Here is an 18,698-nt window from a genome sequence, read left to right as displayed (position 1 = left end):
TTAAAAGAGCAACCCTGGCGAGACCGGCGCGCAACCGCGCCGTTCTCACCTGTACAACCCTGTTGTTACAGCGTGCGTCACCGAACTGCACACCGTCGGTGCGGATCCGCTACGGGCCGCACCATTTGAGGGTAGTGGATGTAGGAGAAAGCGTTGTTTTGGAGAGAGAATTCTTCTTAGATCACGATTCTGAGGCACTGTCCCGCATGGTATAGCGAAAAGCCAGCCTCGTACAAAGAACTGCGCAGTCCGACGGCCGCCAGCGGCTGCATCTGCGCAAAAGGGATGGGTAAAACACTGGCGTTGCCGCTGCACAGGTAATCGGCGAATGCTTTGCCGACGACTGTCCCAGTGGTGTTGCCGCGTCCGTTGTAACCGGTGACCGCGACCAGTCCTGGTGCAGGCTCAAACATTCGCAGCAAGTGATCGGGCGTAAACGCGATGCAGCCGGTCCAGGTGCATTCCCACTCGACCGTTTTGAGATACGGAAAATAATGCTGTTGCACACGATCGGCCCACGCTTTGAGAAACCAGCCAGGCTTTTGATTGCCATTGCCCAGACTGCCCAACAACAACCGGCCATCGGCATCGCGACGGATGCTGCTGAGCACCTGCCGCGTGTCCCAGGAGCCCTGCCCGCCCGGTAAAATCCGCTGCGCCGCGTCTTCGGTCAGCGGCGCCGAGGCCACTTGATAGTAATAGCCGGGGAAGAAGTTGCGCCGAAGCTCCGTCCACTCGCCCTCGGTGTAGGCGTTGGAGGCGATGACGACTTGCTCGGCAAGCACCGCGCCGTTTTCAGTGATCACGCACCAGCGCGAGCCTTGTCGCTCAAGGCGTCTGACCGGCGAGTGGTCGAAAGGCTGACCGCCCAACTGCGTGACGGCCGCCGCCAGCCCGCTGGTATAGGCCATCGGGTTAATGGTGCCGGCGCGGTGATCAAGTAAAGCGGAGGTGATCTCGGTGGTGCCGGTCGCTTCCTGACAGGCCTTGCCGGTGAGCAATTCCACAGGCGCGCCGCGACGTTTCCACTGTTCCTCACGGCTGCGCAGGTCCAGCTCGCCTTTGGCGTTGTGGGCCATGTGCAGCGTGCCTTTGCGCGTCGCCTGGCAGTCGATGCCGTATTTTTCGATGAGGCTGAAGACCAGCGACGGCGCGTTGCCGAGCATGGTGTTGAGCTGGCTGCCGACTTTCTCGCCGAATCCGGCTTCGATTTCGTCAGGCGGAATCCACAGGCCGGCATTGACCAGTCCCACGTTTCGGCCGGACCCGCCCTGCCCGGTGCGATGGGCTTCGACGACAGCGACCGTCTTGCCTTGCTCAAGCAGATGAAGGGCCGCCGACAAACCCGTGATGCCTGCGCCGATGACGCACACATCGACCGTCACTTCCCCGCGCAACGCGGGCGCTTCCGGCCTCTGCGGCGTCAGCGTTTCCCACAGACATTCTTCGCGTAACGGCATCGCAAAACCTCGGAAAGAGACAGCCAGACCATTGATCGTTCCCACGCTCCGCGTGGTAATGCATGCGCGCGGATGGCTTAAACCTGTAGGAGCGTGGCTTGTCCCGCGATCGACTGCGCAGCAGTCGTAATGCGTTTCCCCGGTTGATTCAGACAAACCGGGTTCAAGAACTTACTGCCGCTGCGCGCCAGATCGCGGGACAAGCCACGCTCCTACACAAACCATCAATCAAACGTAATCCCCTGCGCCAGCGGCAGTTCGCGGGAGTAGTTCACCGTCGCGGTCTGGCGACGCATGTAGCCTTTCCAGGAGTCCGAGCCGGATTCGCGGCCACCGCCGGTTTCTTTCTCGCCACCGAACGCGCCGCCAATCTCTGCACCACTCGGGCCAATGTTGACGTTGGCGATGCCGCAATCGCTGCCCAGTGCCGAAATGAATTGCTCGGCCTCGCGCACGTCGGTGGTGAAGATGCAGGACGACAGACCTTGGGGGACGTCATTGTTCAGACGAACCGCCTCGCTGAATTCCTCATAGCCCACCACGTACAAAATCGGCGCGAAGGTTTCGCTGCGCACGACCTCGCTCTGTTCCGGCATCTCGACGATGGCCGGCGAGACGTAATAAGCGTTCGGGAATTTCTCCTCCAACTGGCGCTTGCCGCCGAACACCTTGCCGCCTTCGCTCAACGCCTGCTCCAGCGCTTCCTGCATGTTTTCGTAGCTTTGCTTGTCGATCAGCGGACCGACCAGATTGCCTTCCAGCGGATGCCCGATGCGCACTTTGGCGTACGCCGCTTTCAGGCGCTCGACGAACTCCGCCTTCACCGACGAGTGCGCAATCAAACGGCGCAGGGTGGTGCAGCGTTGACCGGCCGTGCCGACGGCACTGAACAGCACCGCGCGCACGGCCAGATCCAGATCGGCACTCGGGGTCAGAATCATCGCGTTGTTGCCGCCCAGCTCCAGAATGCTGCGGGCGAAACGTGCAGCGAGTTTCGGCGCCACTTCGCGGCCCATGCGCGTGCTGCCAGTGGCGCTGATTAATGCGACGCGGATGTCATCGACCAATGCCTCACCGGCTTCGCGCCCACCAACGATGCATTGGGTGAGGTACTGCGGCGCGTCGGAAAATTCAGCGGCGACTTTATCGAACAGCGCCTGGCAGGCCAGCGCGGTTAGGGGGGTCTTTTCCGACGGTTTCCAGATCACCGCGTTACCGCAGACCAGCGCCAATGCGGTGTTCCACGACCAGACGGCGACCGGGAAGTTGAATGCGCTGATGACGCCGACAACCCCCAGCGGATGCCAAGTCTCACGCATGTGGTGGCCCGGGCGCTCGGAAGCGATGGTCAGGCCGTACATCTGGCGCGACAGGCCGACGGCGAAGTCGCAGATGTCGATCATTTCCTGCACTTCACCCAGCCCTTCCTGAGTGATCTTGCCGGCTTCCCACGACACCAGTTCACCGAGGTCGGCTTTGTGCTTGCGCAGCGCTTCGCCAAACAGACGAATCAGCTCGCCGCGACGGGGTGCAGGCACTTTGCGCCAGGCTTCGAAGGCGTGATCGGCGCGGGTGATGCGCTGCTCGACTTCGGCGGCGCTTTCCCAGCTCACCGACGCGACCTGGCTGCCATCGATCGGCGTGTGAACAGGCTTGTCACCCTGTTGATAAAGCGCGGCGTCGACACCGAGTCGGGTAAGCAGGTCGTTGAGCATGGTTTCTCCTGGAACTGTTCGTAAGCGCAAAAGCGGAATGCCAAATTTGGGTTATTTCGTCAGCCTCTAGTAATAGCTGGCCGGCGACACTGCAACAAACGACGATTAAGCGAGATATCATTCCGTTTTTTCATGCTGACGCTGAACGAGCCGAATATGCTGAGCAAACGCCATCTCCCGTCGGTCACCGCGCTGCAATGTTTTGAAGCGGTGACCCGTCACCTGAGTTTCACCCGCGCGGCCGAGGAGCTGAACCTCACCCAGAGCGCGGTCAGCAAGCAGGTCGCCCAGCTGGAAGAATTGGTGCAGCACCTGTTGTTCCGACGGGTGCGTCGACGCCTGCAACTGACACCAGCCGGTGCCCTGTACTTGGGAGAGGTGCGCAAAGTGCTCACGCAGATGGAGATGTCGACGCACTTCCTGCGTTCCTACGGCGGCGAAACCGAAGTCCTGCGGGTGTCAACACCCTCGACCTTCGGCGCCCGCTGGCTGGTGCCACGGCTCAAGGGCTGGCGCTTGCGTCATCCGCACATTCATCTGGATCTGGTCAACGAACAGGAGAGCGATGATGTAGCCCAGAGCCGCTGCGACCTGTCGTTCTATTTTGGTGGAGGTGCCCGACCCGGTGCGGAGAGCGTGAGGCTGTTCAGCGAAGAGCTGATCCCGGTCTGCGCTCCCGGCAGCCTGCCCGATGAACCCTTCACCGATGCTACGCAACTGACCGATCTGGTCCTGCTGCAAAACGCGCACCGCCCCCAGGCCTGGCATGACTGGTTCGACAGTCAGGGTCACCAGACCGAGCACAGCTACCACGGCCCGCGCTTCGAAACGATCTATATGTGCATTCGTGCGGCGCAAGTGGGCTGCGGCGTCGCGCTGCTGCCCCGGTTTCTGGTGGAGGAAGAGCTGACGGACGGCAAGCTGATCATCCCCTGGCCCCACGCCCTGCCCAGTCAGGACGCCTACTACCTCGCATACCCGGAGCACGCGGCCGAAGTGCCGAAAATCCGCGTGTTTGTGGAATGGATGCTCGAACAGCTCAACGAGCCAACGCCGCAGTAAAAACATTCCCGGCTAAAGCCGGTCCTACTGACGTCGCGCAATCTCACAGTAGGACCGGCTTCAGCCGGGAAGAGGCCAGTTTGCGCACCATCAAATCTGCGCCGTGACCACCGACGCCTTCCCGGCTAAAGCCGGTCCCACACGTTGGGATTCCAGCCAGCCCCATTGGATGCACGCGATGCTTTTAGCAGGACCGGCTTCAGCCGGGAAGAGGCCAGTTTGCGCACCATCAAATCTGCGCCGTGACCACCGACGCCTTCCAGGCCAAAGCCGGTCCTACAATTGGAGTTCAGGCCAGTCCATGGAATCGGAGTTCCAGCCAGTCCTGCTAGGAGCAGGCAGTCAGTCGCTGAAACATTTCTGCCCCTCTTCCACGACGACTGGCATTATGTCGGCCATCGTCAATAACAAACCGGACGTACCGCCACAGCGCTACCGCAAGGTTGTATGCGACACCCAATTGAATCCCGGGCCGCACCTTGGCGGCCGCTGCTGGCTGGAGCGACACAATGAGTGAGAGCGCTTTCGCGGACCGCATCGTGCAGAACCTGCTCGATACCGACCTCTATAAGCTGAGCATGATGCAGGCCGTGCTGCACAACTACCCCAACGTCGAAGTGGAGTGGGAGTTTCGCTGCCGCAACGGTGAAGACCTCCGGCCGTATCTGGCCGAGATCCGCCATCAGATCGAGCAGCTCTGCGACCTGTCGCTGAGTGTCGAGGAGACCGGTTTCCTCGAACGCATCAACTTCATGAAGCCCGACTTCCTGCGTTTCCTCGGGCTATTCCGCTTCAACCTGCGCTACGTCCAGACCACCATCGAAAACGACGAACTGTGCATCCGCCTCTCAGGCCCCTGGCTGCACGTGATCCTTTTCGAAGTGCCCGTCCTGGCTATCGTCAGCGAAGTCCGCAATCGCCATCGCAACCCGGAAACCCTGCTCAGCCAGGCCCGCGATCAGCTGTACCGAAAAATCGACTGGCTCAACGCAACCGCCACCGCTGATGAACTGGCGGAATTGAAGGTGGCTGACTTCGGCACCCGCCGGCGCTTCTCCTACGCGGTGCAGGAAGACGTCGTTTCGGTGCTGAAAAAGGATTTCCCCGGCCAGTTCGTCGGCACCAGCAACGTGCACCTGGCGCGCAAATTCGACCTCAAACCCCTCGGCACCATGGCCCACGAGTGGATCATGGCCCATCAGCAACTCGGCCCGCGGCTGATCGACAGCCAGATTGCCGCCCTCGATTGCTGGGTCCGCGAATACCGCGGCCTGCTGGGTATTGCGCTGACAGACTGCATCACCACCGATGCCTTCCTCGGTGATTTCGACCTGTTCTTCGCCAAGCTCTTCGACGGCCTGCGCCACGATTCGGGCGACCCCGTGCAGTGGGCCGAAAAATGCATCCGGCATTATCAAAAGCTGGGCATCGAGCCGATGAGCAAGACCCTGGTGTTCTCCGACGGGTTGAATCTGCCCAAGGCGCTGGAAATATTCCGCGCGCTGCGGGGTCGCATCAACGTCAGCTTCGGGATCGGCACCAACCTGACCGCCGACATCCCGGGGATCCAGCCAATGAGCATCGTGCTGAAAATGACCGCCTGCGCCGGCCAGCCCGTCGCCAAGATTTCCGACGAGCCCGGCAAAACCCAGTGCAAGGACCCGGAGTTCGTGTCCTATCTGCGCCACGTATTCAAGGTGCCAGCCTGAGTCGAGCACCGACCGCCGCCCTTTTTATGCCATTCCTTTTTTGCTTGAGGAGTCAATCATGCAAGACGTACAGCGCGAGATCGCCCGGCAGCTCAACGTCCAGCCGCCTTTTGCCAATGATGAGGCACTGCAGGCGGAAGTCAGCCGCCGCGTGCAATTCATCAAGGACTGCCTGCATAACGCCCGTCTGAAAGTGCTGGTGCTGGGCATCAGCGGCGGCGTGGATTCGCTAACGGCAGGTTTGATGGCCCAGCGCGCCATCCGCGAGCTGCGTGAAAGCACCGGCGACAATGCCTACACCTTCGTTGCCGTGCGCCTGCCGTATCACATCCAGCACGACGAACACGAAGCCACTGCATCGGTTGATTTCATCAACCCGGACGAGCGCCACACCGTGGACATCGCGCCCTCGGTGAAAGCGCTGGTTGATCAGATCAAAGCCTTCGAGGGCCAGCCGGCCAATACCGTGGATTTCGTCAAAGGCAACATCAAGGCCCGGGCGCGGATGGTCGCGCAGTACGCCATTGCTGGCGTGAAAGGCGGCCTGGTCATCGGCACCGACCATGCGGCTGAAGCGGTCATGGGCTTCTACACCAAGTTCGGCGACGGGGCCTGCGACTTGGCCCCGTTGAGCGGTCTGGTGAAGAACCAGGTCCGTGCGATCGCCCGCAGCTTCGGCGCGCCACAGAACCTCGTCGAGAAAGTCCCCACCGCGGACCTCGAAGAACTGGTCCCCGGCAAACCGGACGAAGCGGCCCACGGCATCAGCTACGCAGAAATCGACGCCTTCCTGCACGGCGAACCGGTGAAGCAGGAAACCGCCGAGATCATTGTCAGCACCTACCGCAAGACCCAGCACAAGCGGGATCTGCCTTACGCGCCATAAGGCTCGGTCACAAAGACGCCCGATGGGTTTGATTGAAAATTCATCGGGCAGCAGTACCGCTGCATTCAAAAACGGAATGAACCCGTTATTTCTTTTCGCTTGATGGCGCTCGCCATCACGGCTTACATAGCGCTCTGACTTCCCGCCCAGAGCCGCTAACCATGACTGCTTTCCAAGGCCTCTTCACCCTCGTTGCGTCCACCGTCGGCCAGCCTGCTGCGGCATGGCTGGAACACCGCGTCGAGGTGCCGCAGGCGCTGGGCGGGTTTTCCTGGTCCGAGGAGGCGGTCCATCGGGTCTGGCTCGCCGAAGCGTTGAACCTGTGCCTGTTCCACAAGCTGGTAGAGGCCGTGCCCGACGGGCTTCGCTATGTGGACGAGCAATTCGACGGCGGCCATAAAGTGGTGTTCGACCACGGCGCCATCCGCACCGTCGACTGGGCGGACAACGGCGAATTGCCGCGCGGTCGTCAGGCCTTCTCGCGCCTGCTCGAGCCGCTGGGTTTCACCGATGTGCGCACCTATCCGCTGACCAAACTGAACATGACCGGTTGGGGCTATCGCCAGATGGACCTGCCAGAAGACATCGCGCAGTTCTTCGTCTCCGAACTGCACCCCGGCCGACTCAGTCAGTCGTTTCAAGAGGCGGTCAGCCGCGTCGTCGGTTCGAGCCGCGACCCGTTGAGTTCTGAAGACTTGAGCATGCTGAATCGCCTGCGCACCACCCGGCATTGCAGCCTGGCCGAAGCCACGCGCCTGCTGCCGGCCCTGTATCGCGCGTTTGGCCGCCAGCACGGCGTCGTTCGGGAGGATGACTATCGCCAACTGCTGAGCGAAAGCGCGGAAATGGCGTGGATCGCCACCGAGGGCAACAGCTTCAATCATCTGACCGATCGGGTGGTGGATCTGGAAGCGACGGTGGCCGAACAGAATCGGCGCGAACGGCCGATAAAGGACAGCATCGAGGTGTCAGGTTCGGGAAGGGTCATGCAGACCGCGTACAAGGCCTGCACGGTGAGCCGAGGGCTGATGAATGCCGAGGGCGTCGTGGTGGCGCACAAGGTGCCGGGCTCATTCGTGGAGTTCATTCAGCGCAAGATCGACCCTGACAACGGCAAGATCGATCTCAACTTCGACAGCAGCAACGCGCAGGGCATCTTCAAAATGACCGACTCGAAGCAGCACTAGCGGTCACTTCAGGCTGACGGTGCCTTTCATCATGCCGATGTGGCCGGGGAACGAGCAGAAGAAGCCGTATTTCTCGGCCGGGTCCAGCTTGGAGACGTCGAACGTGACCGAATCCTTCTCGCCTCCGCCGATCACTTTGGTGTGGGCAATAACGCGCGCGTCACCGTCCTTCAGATAATCCTTGTCGATGCCGACGCTCATGCCGTCTGTGGCGATCTGCGACATGTCATCGTATTTGCTGATGACCAGATTGTGGCCCATGACGGCCTTCGGCAGGCTGCCGGAGTGTTTCAGGTTGACAGTGAACTGCTTGCAGCTCTTGTCGATTTCGATGGCCTTGGTGGTGAACGTCATCTGGTCGGTGGAATCGACTTCGACCGAGCATTCCGCCGCCAGAAGGTGCCCACTGGCCAAAGTCAGAATGGATGCAGCGACAAGCTTGCGAATCATGGTGCGTCTCCTGGTGGGCAGCCCTGGATTTTGCATACAAAGACTGACCTGAATTAGAACAATTTATCAACCGTTATGACCGGTCACCTCTGGGCGGCCTCTATCAGTGCCATCAAGACAATCAAACAGTCAGCGCTACGATGGCTGCATAAGATCGCGCTGTCACCTATCTTCAGGACGATCCCATGCAACTCTCCAGCATTTTCCGCAGCTTGCTCGCCGCTTACGCCTGTGGCGCATCGGGTAGTTACGACCGCGCCAGCCAGGATTACGGCGTCTATCAACGCGCGTTTTCCGCAGGCTACGACCTGTAACGGCGGGCGACCGACCGGGATATATGACTGGGTGAAGAAAAATACCACGCCGGCTTTGCACCATTCTCAGGCAGAATGTGCTGACTTATCGTCTGCCTCGAGGACTGCCCATGGCCAAACCCAACTATTCCTTCGCCAAACGCCAACGTGATCTGGCAAAAGAGCAAAAGAAAGAGGAAAAAGCACAGCGCAAGCAGGCTGAGAAGGCTGAAGCAGAGGCCGGAGAAGCTGCAGTTGTAGACGGCGAAAACGCCGAAGGCTCTTCCGAAGCCGAACACTCTACCGATGCTGAAGGCTCCGCTGACGTAAAAGGCTCCGCCGAAGAAAAGCCCGCTGAGTGATCGTCTGATTCAGCGCAATGGGATGGATGAACGCGAAACCTCTAGGAGTGAGCTTGCTCGCGATGGGATTTTCGCCATGATCCATCCATTGGCTGACACCCCCTGATCGCCAGTACGCTCACAGCCCCGTCGACAGCAACGCCCACCTACCCCGCAATCGGCATCACCGTGACGCGCACGTCCGGGTCATGGCTCCCGCCCCCCAGAATCACCCCTCGCAACGGCGACACGTCCGAAAAATCCCTCCCCCACGCCAGACTGATGTGCTCAAGCGCAGGCTGAACGTTGTTGGTCGGATCGAAATCCACCCACCCCAGCACCGGACAGAACACTGACACCCACGCGTGGGACGCATCGGCACCGATCAGCCGTGGCTGACCGGGCGGCGGCTGGGTCAGCAGATAGCCGCTGACATAACGCGCCGCCAGCCCGCGCGACCGGACGCACGCCAGCATCAAATGAGCGAAGTCCTGACAGACGCCACGGCGGGTTTCCAGGACCTCCACCAGCGGCGTCGCAACCTGAGTCGCCTCGCCGTCAAACGTGAATTCTTCGAATATCTTCTCCATCAGCGCCTGCGCGCACAGCAGTACCGGCCGCCCCGCGGGAAAGCAACTGACGGAGAACTCGACAAACGTCTGCTTCAGGTGCACGTAGGGCGATTCGAAGCGATAGCGGCAGGCATCAAGGATATCCGGCGCCATTCTCGACGCGCTGTAGGTCAGCCGGTGCTGGGCCTCATCCCACGAAGCGGAAGCATTGAAATCCAGCAGCGGGCGTTCCAGCACTTCAATGCGCAGGCGCGCGTTGACCTGCAGCTCATCGTGGGGGCGTTCGAACGCCAGACGCGTCAGCGGATTGCCGAACACGTCCAGCTCATCGCGGCGCGTGGTTGGCATCGGGCTGATGACCAGGTGCTGCTCCAGACAACGCTGCCAGGGACTGCGCCGCGGCCACAGATGCGCAAGTTGCTGGGCCAGGGAAACCGGGCTGTCGTATTTGTAGTGCGTGTCGTGGAGGATCTGATACTGGGCACTGTTCATCAGACCGACACCGTGCGCTGACTGACGTCGTCGACGTGGGCGAAATGACGCAGCGCAAGCCGGTCAGAAACATGGCCGCTGGTGTCGCCTATGGTCTGCAGCAAATCCGCCAGCCCATCCAGCGCCGCTTTGACACTGCTCTCGCCGAAGAGCCCTTCTTCCAGGCAACCCAGATCGAACATCGACAGCCGCTGGATCAGCGCCGCGAGACTATTGTCCTGGGGCACGCCGAAATCCTCGTTCATGCGTTTCACCGAGCGGGCCACCAGCTTGAGCTGAAACAACACCGCGTGGGGGTTCTGATCGTCCAGCACCAGCAAATCGAGCACCGGGATCAACTGCGGCAGGGCCAGATAGCGCGAGCGGTAAGTGATCCCGCTGTTACCCAGTTCAAGCAGCCCGTCCTGCGCATCCTGATGAAATACCGCGTCGCTGCGCAGGAATGCCGCCAGCGTCGTGCACAGAAACTGCAAGCGCTCGATGCGCCGCCCGATCATCAGGAAGCGCCAGCCCTCGTCGCGGGTCATGTCGTCCAAGGCAAAACCGGACAACGCCGCCAGTGACATCACCAGCCGGTTGAGGAAATCCAGCAGCTCGCCGAAATCAGGGGTTTCGGTCTCCAGGCTCATCGCTTCCCGCTGCAACTCCACCAGCGCCTGCCAGTTCTCGCGGGACAACTTGCCGCGTACTTGGGACGCCGCCCACTGCAAGCGCTGCAAGTTGGAGCGCAGGCTGAACGGCCAGTCATCACCCAACAGCGCTTCGAGCAGACGCTCATGCAGCTCGCTCGGTGCTTCTTCGTCCTGAAGCGGCAGGAGGTTCAACCGTTCGGCCAGCTCGACCGCTGCTTGCAGGGCGACCGGATCATCACCGTCGACATAGCGCGTGAGCATGATTCGCAGCAGGCGCGCGCTGTTGTCGCAGCGCTCGCAGTAGCGGCCGAACCAGAACAGATTTTCCACCACCCGCGACGGCAGATAGGGGTCGCGACGTACCAGGTCGTGCACGCCCAGCGAGTGACGGTTTTTCCACGGTTCGCTCCCGAGCGGACGCTCACCGAGGATCCAGGTGTCCTTGCTTGCGCCGCCCCGCTGCATCGACACCACGTCGGCGTCGGCATCGGCGGCCACGCGGGTCAGTCCGCCCGGCAGGACGCGATAGCCATCGGCGGTGGCCACTGCGTATACGCGCATGCCGATGGCGCGGGGCTGCAGTTGGCTGTCCTCGCCCTGCCAGACCGGCGCGTGGGACAACTGCGCCAGTTCTTGAGCCACGTAGGCATAGGGCCTGGCCTGCATGCGCGCGGACAGCGCCTGACGCGCTTCCTCGCTGAGATCGCGGCCGAACACCGGGGCGAAACTCTGGGACGGGAATGCAGGTTTGATGAGCAGCTCCGGCATCTTCTCCAGCGCCTGCGCCAGCACCGGCGGCTCGCCGCACCACCACGTGGCGATCGACGGCAGCAACAGCTCTTCGCCAAACAGGTGTTCGTTGATCTTTGGCAGAAACCCCAACAGTCCCGGCGATTCCAGCACGCCGCTGCCCAAGGCGTTGGCAACCAGCACACGCCCCTGACGCACCGCCTGCAGCAGGCCGGGCACGCCCAGCGCTGAATCCGTGCGCAGTTCCAGCGGATCGCAGAAGTCGTCGTCCAGACGGCGCATGATCGCGTGAACACGACGCAGGCCGCTGAGGGTTTTCAGGTACACCGTGGCGTCGCGTACGGTCAGGTCGCTGCCTTCCACCAGTGGATAGCCCAGCTGACCGGCCAGATAAAGGTGCTCGAAATAGCTCTCGTTGAAACGCCCGGGCGTCAGCAACACCACCAGCGGTGCTTCGTGGCTGGTCGGTGCCTGGCGCGCGAGTGTTTCCTGCAGCGACCGAAAGAAATTGGAGAGGTGCTGGACCTGCAGATCCCGGTACAACTCGGGAAATGCTCGCGACACGATCAGGCGGTTTTCCAGCGCATAACCGGCACCCGACGGCGCCTGAGTCCGGTCGGCGGTCACCCACCAGCGACCGTCGGGCGTGCGCGCCAAGTCTACTGCGTACACATGCAGGAAGGTGCCTTCGGGGGGCGTTACGCCCTGGCATGGCCAGAGAAAATTATTGTGGCCGAACACGAGTTCCGACGGCAGCAGTCCTTCGGCGATCAGTTCCTGCGGACCGTAGAGATCAGCCAGCACGGCATTGAGCAGACGCGCGCGCTGGGCGATGCCGGCCGCCAGCGGCTGCCACTCTTCCATTGGAATCACGTGGGGCAGCATGTCCAGTTCCCAGGGCCGATCGGCACCCTTGGGGTCGGCATAGACGTTATAGGTCACGCCGTTTTCCTGAATCTGCCGGGCGAGCAGCGCCTGACGCTGGATGAGCTGCGCAGGTGTACTGCGCTGGAGATGCTCGTACAGACGCTGCCAGTGCGGCCGAACGGCGCCGCTGGCATCCAGCATCTCGTGATAGGTACCCGGGGTGAGCGGATATTGATCAAGCAGGTCAGGCATGGAAGGCTCGGCAGGCAACAAAAGGACTCGAATCAACAGCGCTTAGACTAGCGCAGACAACATGACACGCAGGCGCCGCTTTCCACGTTTCAAACGTGCGGCACGGCGACCTGATCCCACGTCAGGTCGCCGGCGCGGCTACCGATGCAGGCGCAGGTCCAGGGTCATCGGCAGCTCATCGTTGAGGGTCAACGCGGGAACCTCACGTTTGCCGGGACTGTGGCCGACCCGGAAGAACCGCGCCAGACGTCGGCTTTCCGCTTCATTGGCGTTCACCGGCAGGGTCTCGTAATTGCGCCCGCCAGGGTGGGCGACATGGTACTCGCAGCCCCCCAGCGAGCGCTGCATCCAGGTGTCGAGAATGTCGAAGACCAGCGGCGCATGCACCGGGATTGTCGGCTGCAAGGCATTGGTCGGCTGCCAGGCGCGGTAACGCACGCCGGCGACGAACTCGCCGACGCGCCCGGTCGGTTGCAGGGGCACCGGCACGCCGTTGCAGGTGAGCATGTAACGCTGCGGCGGCAGACCCGTGACCTTCAGCTGCAAGCGCTCAAGAGACGAGTCCACGTAGCGAACCGCGCCACCCGCTGCACCCTCCTCGCCCAGCACGTGCCACGGTTCCAGCGCCTGACGCAGCTCCAGCTCGATGCCGCTGACGGCGTAGTCGCCGACCTTCGGAAAGCGAAACTCCAGATGCGCCGCGAACCACTCGCCGCGCACGGGATAACCCGCGTCGTTGAGCTCGGCGATGACGTCGGCAAAATCCTGGTCGATAAAGTGCGGCAGCATGAAGCGGTCATGCAGCTCGGTCCCCCAGCGCGCCAGTTTCGCCGGTGCATAGGGCTCGCGCCAGAAACGCGCGACCAGTGCCCGAAGCAACAGCTGTTGCGCCAGGCTCATGCGCGCGTGCGGCGGCATCTCGAATGCACGCAGTTCCAGCAGTCCCAGCCGCCCGGTAGCACCGTCGGGCGAGTACAGTTTGTCGATGCAGAATTCCGCGCGGTGGGTATTGCCGGTCACGTCGATCAGCAGGTTGCGCAGCAGCCGGTCCACCAGCCACGGCGCGCATTCCTCGCCCGGCTTGGGCATCTGCGAAAAGGCGATTTCCAGCTCGTACAGCGAGTCATTGCGCGCTTCGTCGACCCGCGGTGCCTGGGAGGTCGGGCCGATGAACAATCCGGAGAACAGGTAGGACAGCGACGGGTGGTTATGCCAGTAGCTCAACAGGCTGCGCAGCAGATCCGGCCGACGCAAGAAGGGCGAGTCGCCGGGCGTCGCGCCACCGAGGACAAAATGGTTACCGCCGCCGGTGCCGGTGTGGCGCCCGTCGATCATGAATTTCTCGGTGGTCAGCCGGGTCAGACGCGCCTGCTCGTAGAGAAACTCGGTGCGTTCCACCAGCTCATCCCAGGTGGACGACGGCTGTACGTTCACTTCAATCACGCCTGGATCGGGGGTGATGCGGAAGTTCGCCAGACGCGGATCGCTCGGCGGCTCGTAACCTTCCAGCAACACCGGGCAGCGCATGTCCTCGGCCGTCGCTTCAATGGCGGCGACCAATTCCAGATAGGCCTCAAGGGATTGCAGCGGCGGCATGAACAGATACAACCGTCCGCCCCGCGCTTCGGCGCTGAGTGCGGTGCGGGTCAGCCAATCGGCCGACTCGTCGATCTCGGGTTCGCGGTCGACGCTCGGGTCGCCCTGCTCTGCCAGGCCGTCCAGTCGCGACTGAACCTCGTCGCGGTCGGGCAGCTCGGCAAATGCCTGATTGTGGTCGGTCGGGTGGATGTAGGGATATTCCGCCGCCTTGACCCATGGCTGCGAGGCCAGCGGCAGGCGATAGCCAAGGGCGGAATCCCCCGGCACCAGGCGGCAATGCTCGTCGCGCAGGTACCAGCGACCACTCTGCCATTGATCGTCGGCGGCGGTTCGCGCCAACGGCAGAACGTGGCCAATGATCGTGTCCAACCCTTGGGAAAACACTTTGCGCAGACGGGCGCGCTCAAGGGGGTCCTCAAGACGTGAGGCTTCGGCGCTGACGTTTTTGGGCAGCGCGCCCTCGCGCCACAGGTAATAGAAATTGTCTTCGTACGCCGGGAAAACGTAATGCGTCGGCAGCTTCAGCCTCTCGGCAACGCTGCGCAGGAAACTGCCCGCCATCTCGCTGTCGGCGCCATAGTCCCGGGTTTCATCAGCGATCAGCGCATTGTTGCGCCACACCGGTTGCCCGTCCCTGCGCCAGAAGCAGTTCAGCGACCAGCGCGGCAGTTGCTCACCGGGGTACCACTTGCCCTGACCGAAATGAACGATGCCCTGGGGCGCGTAATGGTCTCGCATGCGCTGGTACAGCTCGGCGGAGAGCAGGCGCTTCTTCGGCCCCAGCGCAGCGGTGTTCCATTCCTCGCCGTCACGGTCGTCGATGGACACAAAGGTCGGCTCGCCGCCCATGGTCAGGCGCACGTCGTGGGCAACCAGATCGCTGTCGATCTGGCGTCCCAGCGCTTGAATGTCCTGCCACTGCGCTTCGGTGTAGGGCTGGGTGACGCGCGGCGCCTCCCAGATACGCTCCACCGACATCTCGTGGGTGAACTCGGTGTTGCAAGGCTCGACCATGCCACTGATCGGCGCCGCCGAAGACGGCTCGGGGCTGCACGCCAGCGGAATGTGTCCCTCACCTGCGAACAAGCCGGAGGTCGCGTCAAGGCCCACCCAGCCAGCGCCCGGCAGGTACACCTCGCACCAGGCGTGCAGGTCAGTGAAATCAACCTCAGTGCCAGACGGTCCGTCCAGCGCTTTGACATCGGCCTTGAGCTGAATCAAATACCCGGACACGAACCGCGCGGCGAGGCCCAGGTGACGCAGCAACTGCACCAGCAACCAGGCCGAATCGCGGCAGGACCCCGACGCGTTTTCGAGGGTATATTCCGGCGTCTGAATGCCCGGTTCCATACGGATCAGGTAACCGATGTCGTTGGCCAGACGCTGGTTGAGCCCCACCAGAAAGTCGATCGCCGGAATCGGCGTGCGGTCGATGCTGTCCAGGTACGCCTGGAATCTCGGGGTCAGCGGCAGCTTTTCCAGATAGGGCTGCAGCTCGTGGTGCTCTTCTCGGGCATAAGTGAAGGGGATCTTCTCGGCATAGGGCTCAAGAAAGAAGTCGAAAGGGTTAAACACCGCCATTTCGGCGACCAGGTCCACTTCGATGCGCAACTCGCTGGTCTTTTCCGGGAACACTAACCGCGCCAGGTAATTACCCTGCGGGTCCTGCTGCCAGTTGATGAAGTGGTTTTCGGGGAGGACGTTCAGCGAATACGACAGCACACGCGTGCGGCTGTGGGCCGCCGGGCGCAAGCGGACGATCTGCGGACCCAGCTCTACCGCGCGTTCGTAGCGGTAATGCGTGATATGGTGCAAGGCAATGTGAATCGACACGGCGTGCCTCCTGCGAGCCTGGACGGTAACGGAGCTGCGCAAGACTTATGCCACCCCGGCAAATCAGGCGCCTCCGGCGCGGAGGTTGCCTGTTCAGCCAGGCACAGCACCAAAATCGCGCCACCCTCAACGAATGGTGCAAGGGTCGCACGGAAATGAGGCGGGTGGGGTTATTTGCACCGGAATGCAAAACGCCAGCTCGAAAGCTGGCGTTTTGTTGTTCGGTATCGCGCGGCGCGGGACCTTAGCGTGGAAAGACCGGCTGACGCGAAGGCTTCTTGCTTTTGCCGCCTTTGCCACCCTTGGCGGCATCAGCGCGTTCCTTGGCGGCGTCCCGGTTACGAGCCGCCGCAGCGGCCTTGGCCTCTTCACGCTTGTCCCAAGGCTTGCTGCCGTCGCTTGCACGCTGAGGCAAGCCGGTGTGCTGCGTCAGGATCTTGGTGGTCTTGGCGACCTTATGACTACCGGCCGGCGTCGAGTTCTTGCGGCGCGCGCTCTGATAGCTATCGGTTTCAACCTGATGCAGCGGAATCAACTGGTGCTTGCCCGGCCCGATCAGATCGGCACGGCCCATCCGCTCAAGCGCTTCACGCAGCATCGGCCAGCCCTTCGGATCGTGGTAGCGCAGGAACGCCTTGTGCAGACGGCGCTGCTCCTCGCTCTTGACGATGGTGACCGAGTCGCTCTTGTACGTGACCTTGCGCAACGGGTTCTTGCCGGAGTGGTACATGGCCGTCGCACTGGCCATCGGCGACGGATAGAACGCCTGCACCTGATCCGCACGGAAGCCGTTGCCCTTGAGCCACAGCGCCAGGTTCATCATGTCTTCGTCGGTCGTGCCCGGGTGGGCCGCGATGAAGTAAGGAATCAGGTACTGCTCTTTACCCGCCTCCTTGGAGTACTTCTCGAACATGCGCTTGAACTTGTCATAGCTGCCAATGCCCGGCTTCATCATCTGGTTGAGCGGGCCTTCTTCGGTATGCTCAGGCGCAATCTTCAGGTAACCGCCGACGTGGTGCGTCACCAGTTCCTTGACGTACTCGGGAGATTCAACGGCCAAGTCGTAACGCAGACCGGACGCGATCAGAATCTTCTTCACGCCGGGCAGTTCACGGGCGCTGCGGTACAGCTGAATCAATGCCGAGTGATCGGTGTTCAGGTTCGGGCAGATACCCGGGAACACGCACGACGGCTTGCGGCACGCCGATTCGATTTCCGGGCTCTTGCAGGCGATGCGATACATGTTCGCCGTCGGCCCGCCGAGGTCGGAAATCACGCCGGTGAAACCAGGGACCTTGTCACGGATCTCTTCAATTTCGCGAATGATCGAATCGTGGGAACGGTTCTGGATGATCCGGCCTTCGTGCTCGGTGATCGAGCAGAACGTACAGCCGCCGAAGCAGCCGCGCATGATGTTCACCGAGAAACGGATCATGTCGTAGGCCGGGATCTTCTCCTTGCCATACACCGGGTGCGGAATGCGCGCGTAGGGCATGCCGAACACGTAGTCCATTTCTTCGGTGGTCATCGGAATGGGCGGAGGATTGAACCAGACATCCACTTCGCCGTGCTTCTGGACCAGTGCGCGGGCGTTGCCCGGGTTGGTTTCCAGGTGCAGGACGCGGTTGGCGTGGGCATAGAGCACCGCGTCGCCGCGCACTTTTTCCATCGACGGCAGACGGATGACCGTCTTGTCGCGTGTCATGCGCGGGCTCGCCAGAATCTGCACGACCTTCGCTTCGTTCGGATCCTCAACGTCACCTTTTTCCTGCTCGATGGCACAGGCCTGGGTGTCCTGAGTGTTCACGTACGGGTTGATGATCTTGTCGATCTTGCCTGGACGGTCGATACGCGTGGAATCGACTTCATACCAGCCTTCCGGCGTATCACGGCGAATGAATGCCGTGCCGCGAACGTCGGTGATGCTTTCGATCGTCTCGCCATAGGACAGGCGGGTCGCCACTTCAACGATGGCCCGCTCGGCGTTGCCGTACAGCAGAATGTCGGCGCAGGCGTCGATCAGGATCGAATTGCGAACCTTGTCCTGCCAGTAGTCGTAGTGAGCGATGCGGCGCAGCGATGCTTCGATGCCACCCAGAACGATCGGCACGTTCTTGTAGGCTTCCTTGCAGCGCTGGCTGTAGACCAGACTCGCACGGTCCGGACGCTTGCCCGCCATGCCGCCCGGCGTGTAAGCATCGTCGGAGCGAATCTTTTTGTCGGCGGTGTAACGGTTGATCATCGAGTCCATGTTGCCGGCCGCGACGCCGAAGAACAGGTTCGGCTCGCCGAGCTTCATGAAGTCGTCTTTTGACTTCCAGTCAGGCTGGGCAATGATCCCGACGCGGAAGCCCTGGGACTCCAGCAGCCGGCCAATGATTGCCATGCCAAACGAGGGGTGATCGACGTAGGCATCACCCGTGACAATGATGATGTCGCAGGAATCCCAGCCAAGCTGATCCATTTCTTCCCGGCTCACGGGCAGGAAAGGCGCTGGTCCGAAACATTCGGCCCAGTACTTCGGATAGTCAAATAACGGCTTGGCTGCTTGCATATCGATGACCAGTGTTCGTGTCTGGGGGCGATTTTCGCTTGGAA

Annotated in this window: 13 protein-coding genes; 6 read left to right on the top strand and 7 right to left on the bottom strand. The window is 61.8% G+C overall.

All coding sequences use genetic code 11. From position 1 onward, the window contains the following. Positions 1–176: 176 nt before the first annotated feature. On the bottom strand, positions 177–1,460 hold the full coding sequence (locus SLW75_RS24950; RefSeq protein WP_410935720.1) for an NAD(P)/FAD-dependent oxidoreductase: 1,284 nt from the start codon (positions 1,458–1,460) through the stop codon (positions 177–179). Between the two features lie 224 nt (positions 1,461–1,684). Then, positions 1,685–3,175, bottom strand: a complete 1,491-nt coding sequence (locus SLW75_RS24945) for an aldehyde dehydrogenase family protein (protein WP_065987783.1) — start codon at positions 3,173–3,175, stop codon at positions 1,685–1,687. Between the two features lie 156 nt (positions 3,176–3,331). Between SLW75_RS24945 and SLW75_RS24940 the strand changes: the two genes are divergently transcribed. The 4 genes from SLW75_RS24940 to SLW75_RS24925 all read left to right on the top strand — a co-directional run bounded on the left by SLW75_RS24940 (position 3,332) and on the right by SLW75_RS24925 (position 8,019). Continuing rightward, on the top strand, positions 3,332–4,237 hold the full coding sequence (locus tag SLW75_RS24940) for a LysR family transcriptional regulator (RefSeq protein WP_410935719.1): 906 nt from the start codon (positions 3,332–3,334) through the stop codon (positions 4,235–4,237). Positions 4,238–4,746: 509 nt separating this feature from the next. Beyond that, entirely contained in the window at positions 4,747–5,946 is a 1,200-nt protein-coding gene (gene pncB / locus SLW75_RS24935) for a nicotinate phosphoribosyltransferase (protein WP_065987784.1), read from the top strand. 58 nt (positions 5,947–6,004) lie between these two features. After that, positions 6,005–6,832, top strand: coding sequence for an ammonia-dependent NAD(+) synthetase (nadE, locus tag SLW75_RS24930; RefSeq protein ID WP_410935718.1), 828 nt, complete (start codon positions 6,005–6,007; stop codon positions 6,830–6,832). Positions 6,833–6,993: 161 nt separating this feature from the next. Beyond that, positions 6,994–8,019 (top strand): DUF1338 domain-containing protein, encoded by a 1,026-nt coding sequence (locus tag SLW75_RS24925; RefSeq protein ID WP_410935717.1) that lies wholly within the window; start codon positions 6,994–6,996, stop codon positions 8,017–8,019. Between the two features lie 3 nt (positions 8,020–8,022). On the opposite strand, the gene azu is transcribed toward SLW75_RS24925, so the two are convergent. Beyond that, on the bottom strand, positions 8,023–8,469 hold the full coding sequence (gene azu, locus SLW75_RS24920) for an azurin (RefSeq protein ID WP_296313335.1): 447 nt from the start codon (positions 8,467–8,469) through the stop codon (positions 8,023–8,025). Positions 8,470–8,654: 185 nt separating this feature from the next. On the opposite strand from azu, the gene SLW75_RS24915 reads away from it, so the two are divergent. Next, the gene (locus SLW75_RS24915; protein ID WP_274605159.1) at positions 8,655–8,783 is read left to right on the top strand and encodes a hypothetical protein; all 129 of its coding nucleotides are present in this window, start codon (positions 8,655–8,657) and stop codon (positions 8,781–8,783) included. 110 nt (positions 8,784–8,893) lie between these two features. Further along, positions 8,894–9,124 carry a hypothetical protein gene (locus tag SLW75_RS24910; protein ID WP_410929700.1) on the top strand — a complete coding sequence of 77 codons (231 nt, stop codon included), beginning with the start codon at positions 8,894–8,896 and terminating at the stop codon, positions 9,122–9,124. A gap of 146 nt (positions 9,125–9,270) precedes the next feature. Here the strand turns inward: SLW75_RS24910 and SLW75_RS24905 are convergent, their stop codons facing one another. From SLW75_RS24905 to SLW75_RS24890, 4 genes are all read right to left on the bottom strand, one after another. Beyond that, positions 9,271–10,167, bottom strand: a complete 897-nt coding sequence (locus SLW75_RS24905; RefSeq protein ID WP_410935716.1) for a transglutaminase family protein — start codon at positions 10,165–10,167, stop codon at positions 9,271–9,273. Next, a complete protein-coding gene (locus SLW75_RS24900) occupies positions 10,167–12,668 on the bottom strand; it encodes a circularly permuted type 2 ATP-grasp protein (RefSeq protein WP_410935715.1) in 2,502 nt (833 codons plus the stop codon). Before SLW75_RS24900 ends, SLW75_RS24905 begins: the two co-directional genes overlap by 1 nt. Before the next feature lie 138 nt (positions 12,669–12,806). Then, positions 12,807–16,100, bottom strand: coding sequence for a DUF2126 domain-containing protein (locus SLW75_RS24895; protein WP_410935714.1), 3,294 nt, complete (start codon positions 16,098–16,100; stop codon positions 12,807–12,809). Positions 16,101–16,344: 244 nt separating this feature from the next. Then, positions 16,345–18,654 carry a YgiQ family radical SAM protein gene (locus SLW75_RS24890; protein ID WP_410935713.1) on the bottom strand — a complete coding sequence of 770 codons (2,310 nt, stop codon included), beginning with the start codon at positions 18,652–18,654 and terminating at the stop codon, positions 16,345–16,347. Positions 18,655–18,698 lie beyond the last annotated feature (44 nt).

Source organism: Pseudomonas sp. W5-01, from assembly GCF_046540435.1.
Classification (GTDB): domain Bacteria; phylum Pseudomonadota; class Gammaproteobacteria; order Pseudomonadales; family Pseudomonadaceae; genus Aquipseudomonas; species Aquipseudomonas graminis_B.
The sequence above is the reverse complement of the archived record's forward strand: the minus strand, read 5'-3'. Positions and strand labels throughout refer to the sequence as shown.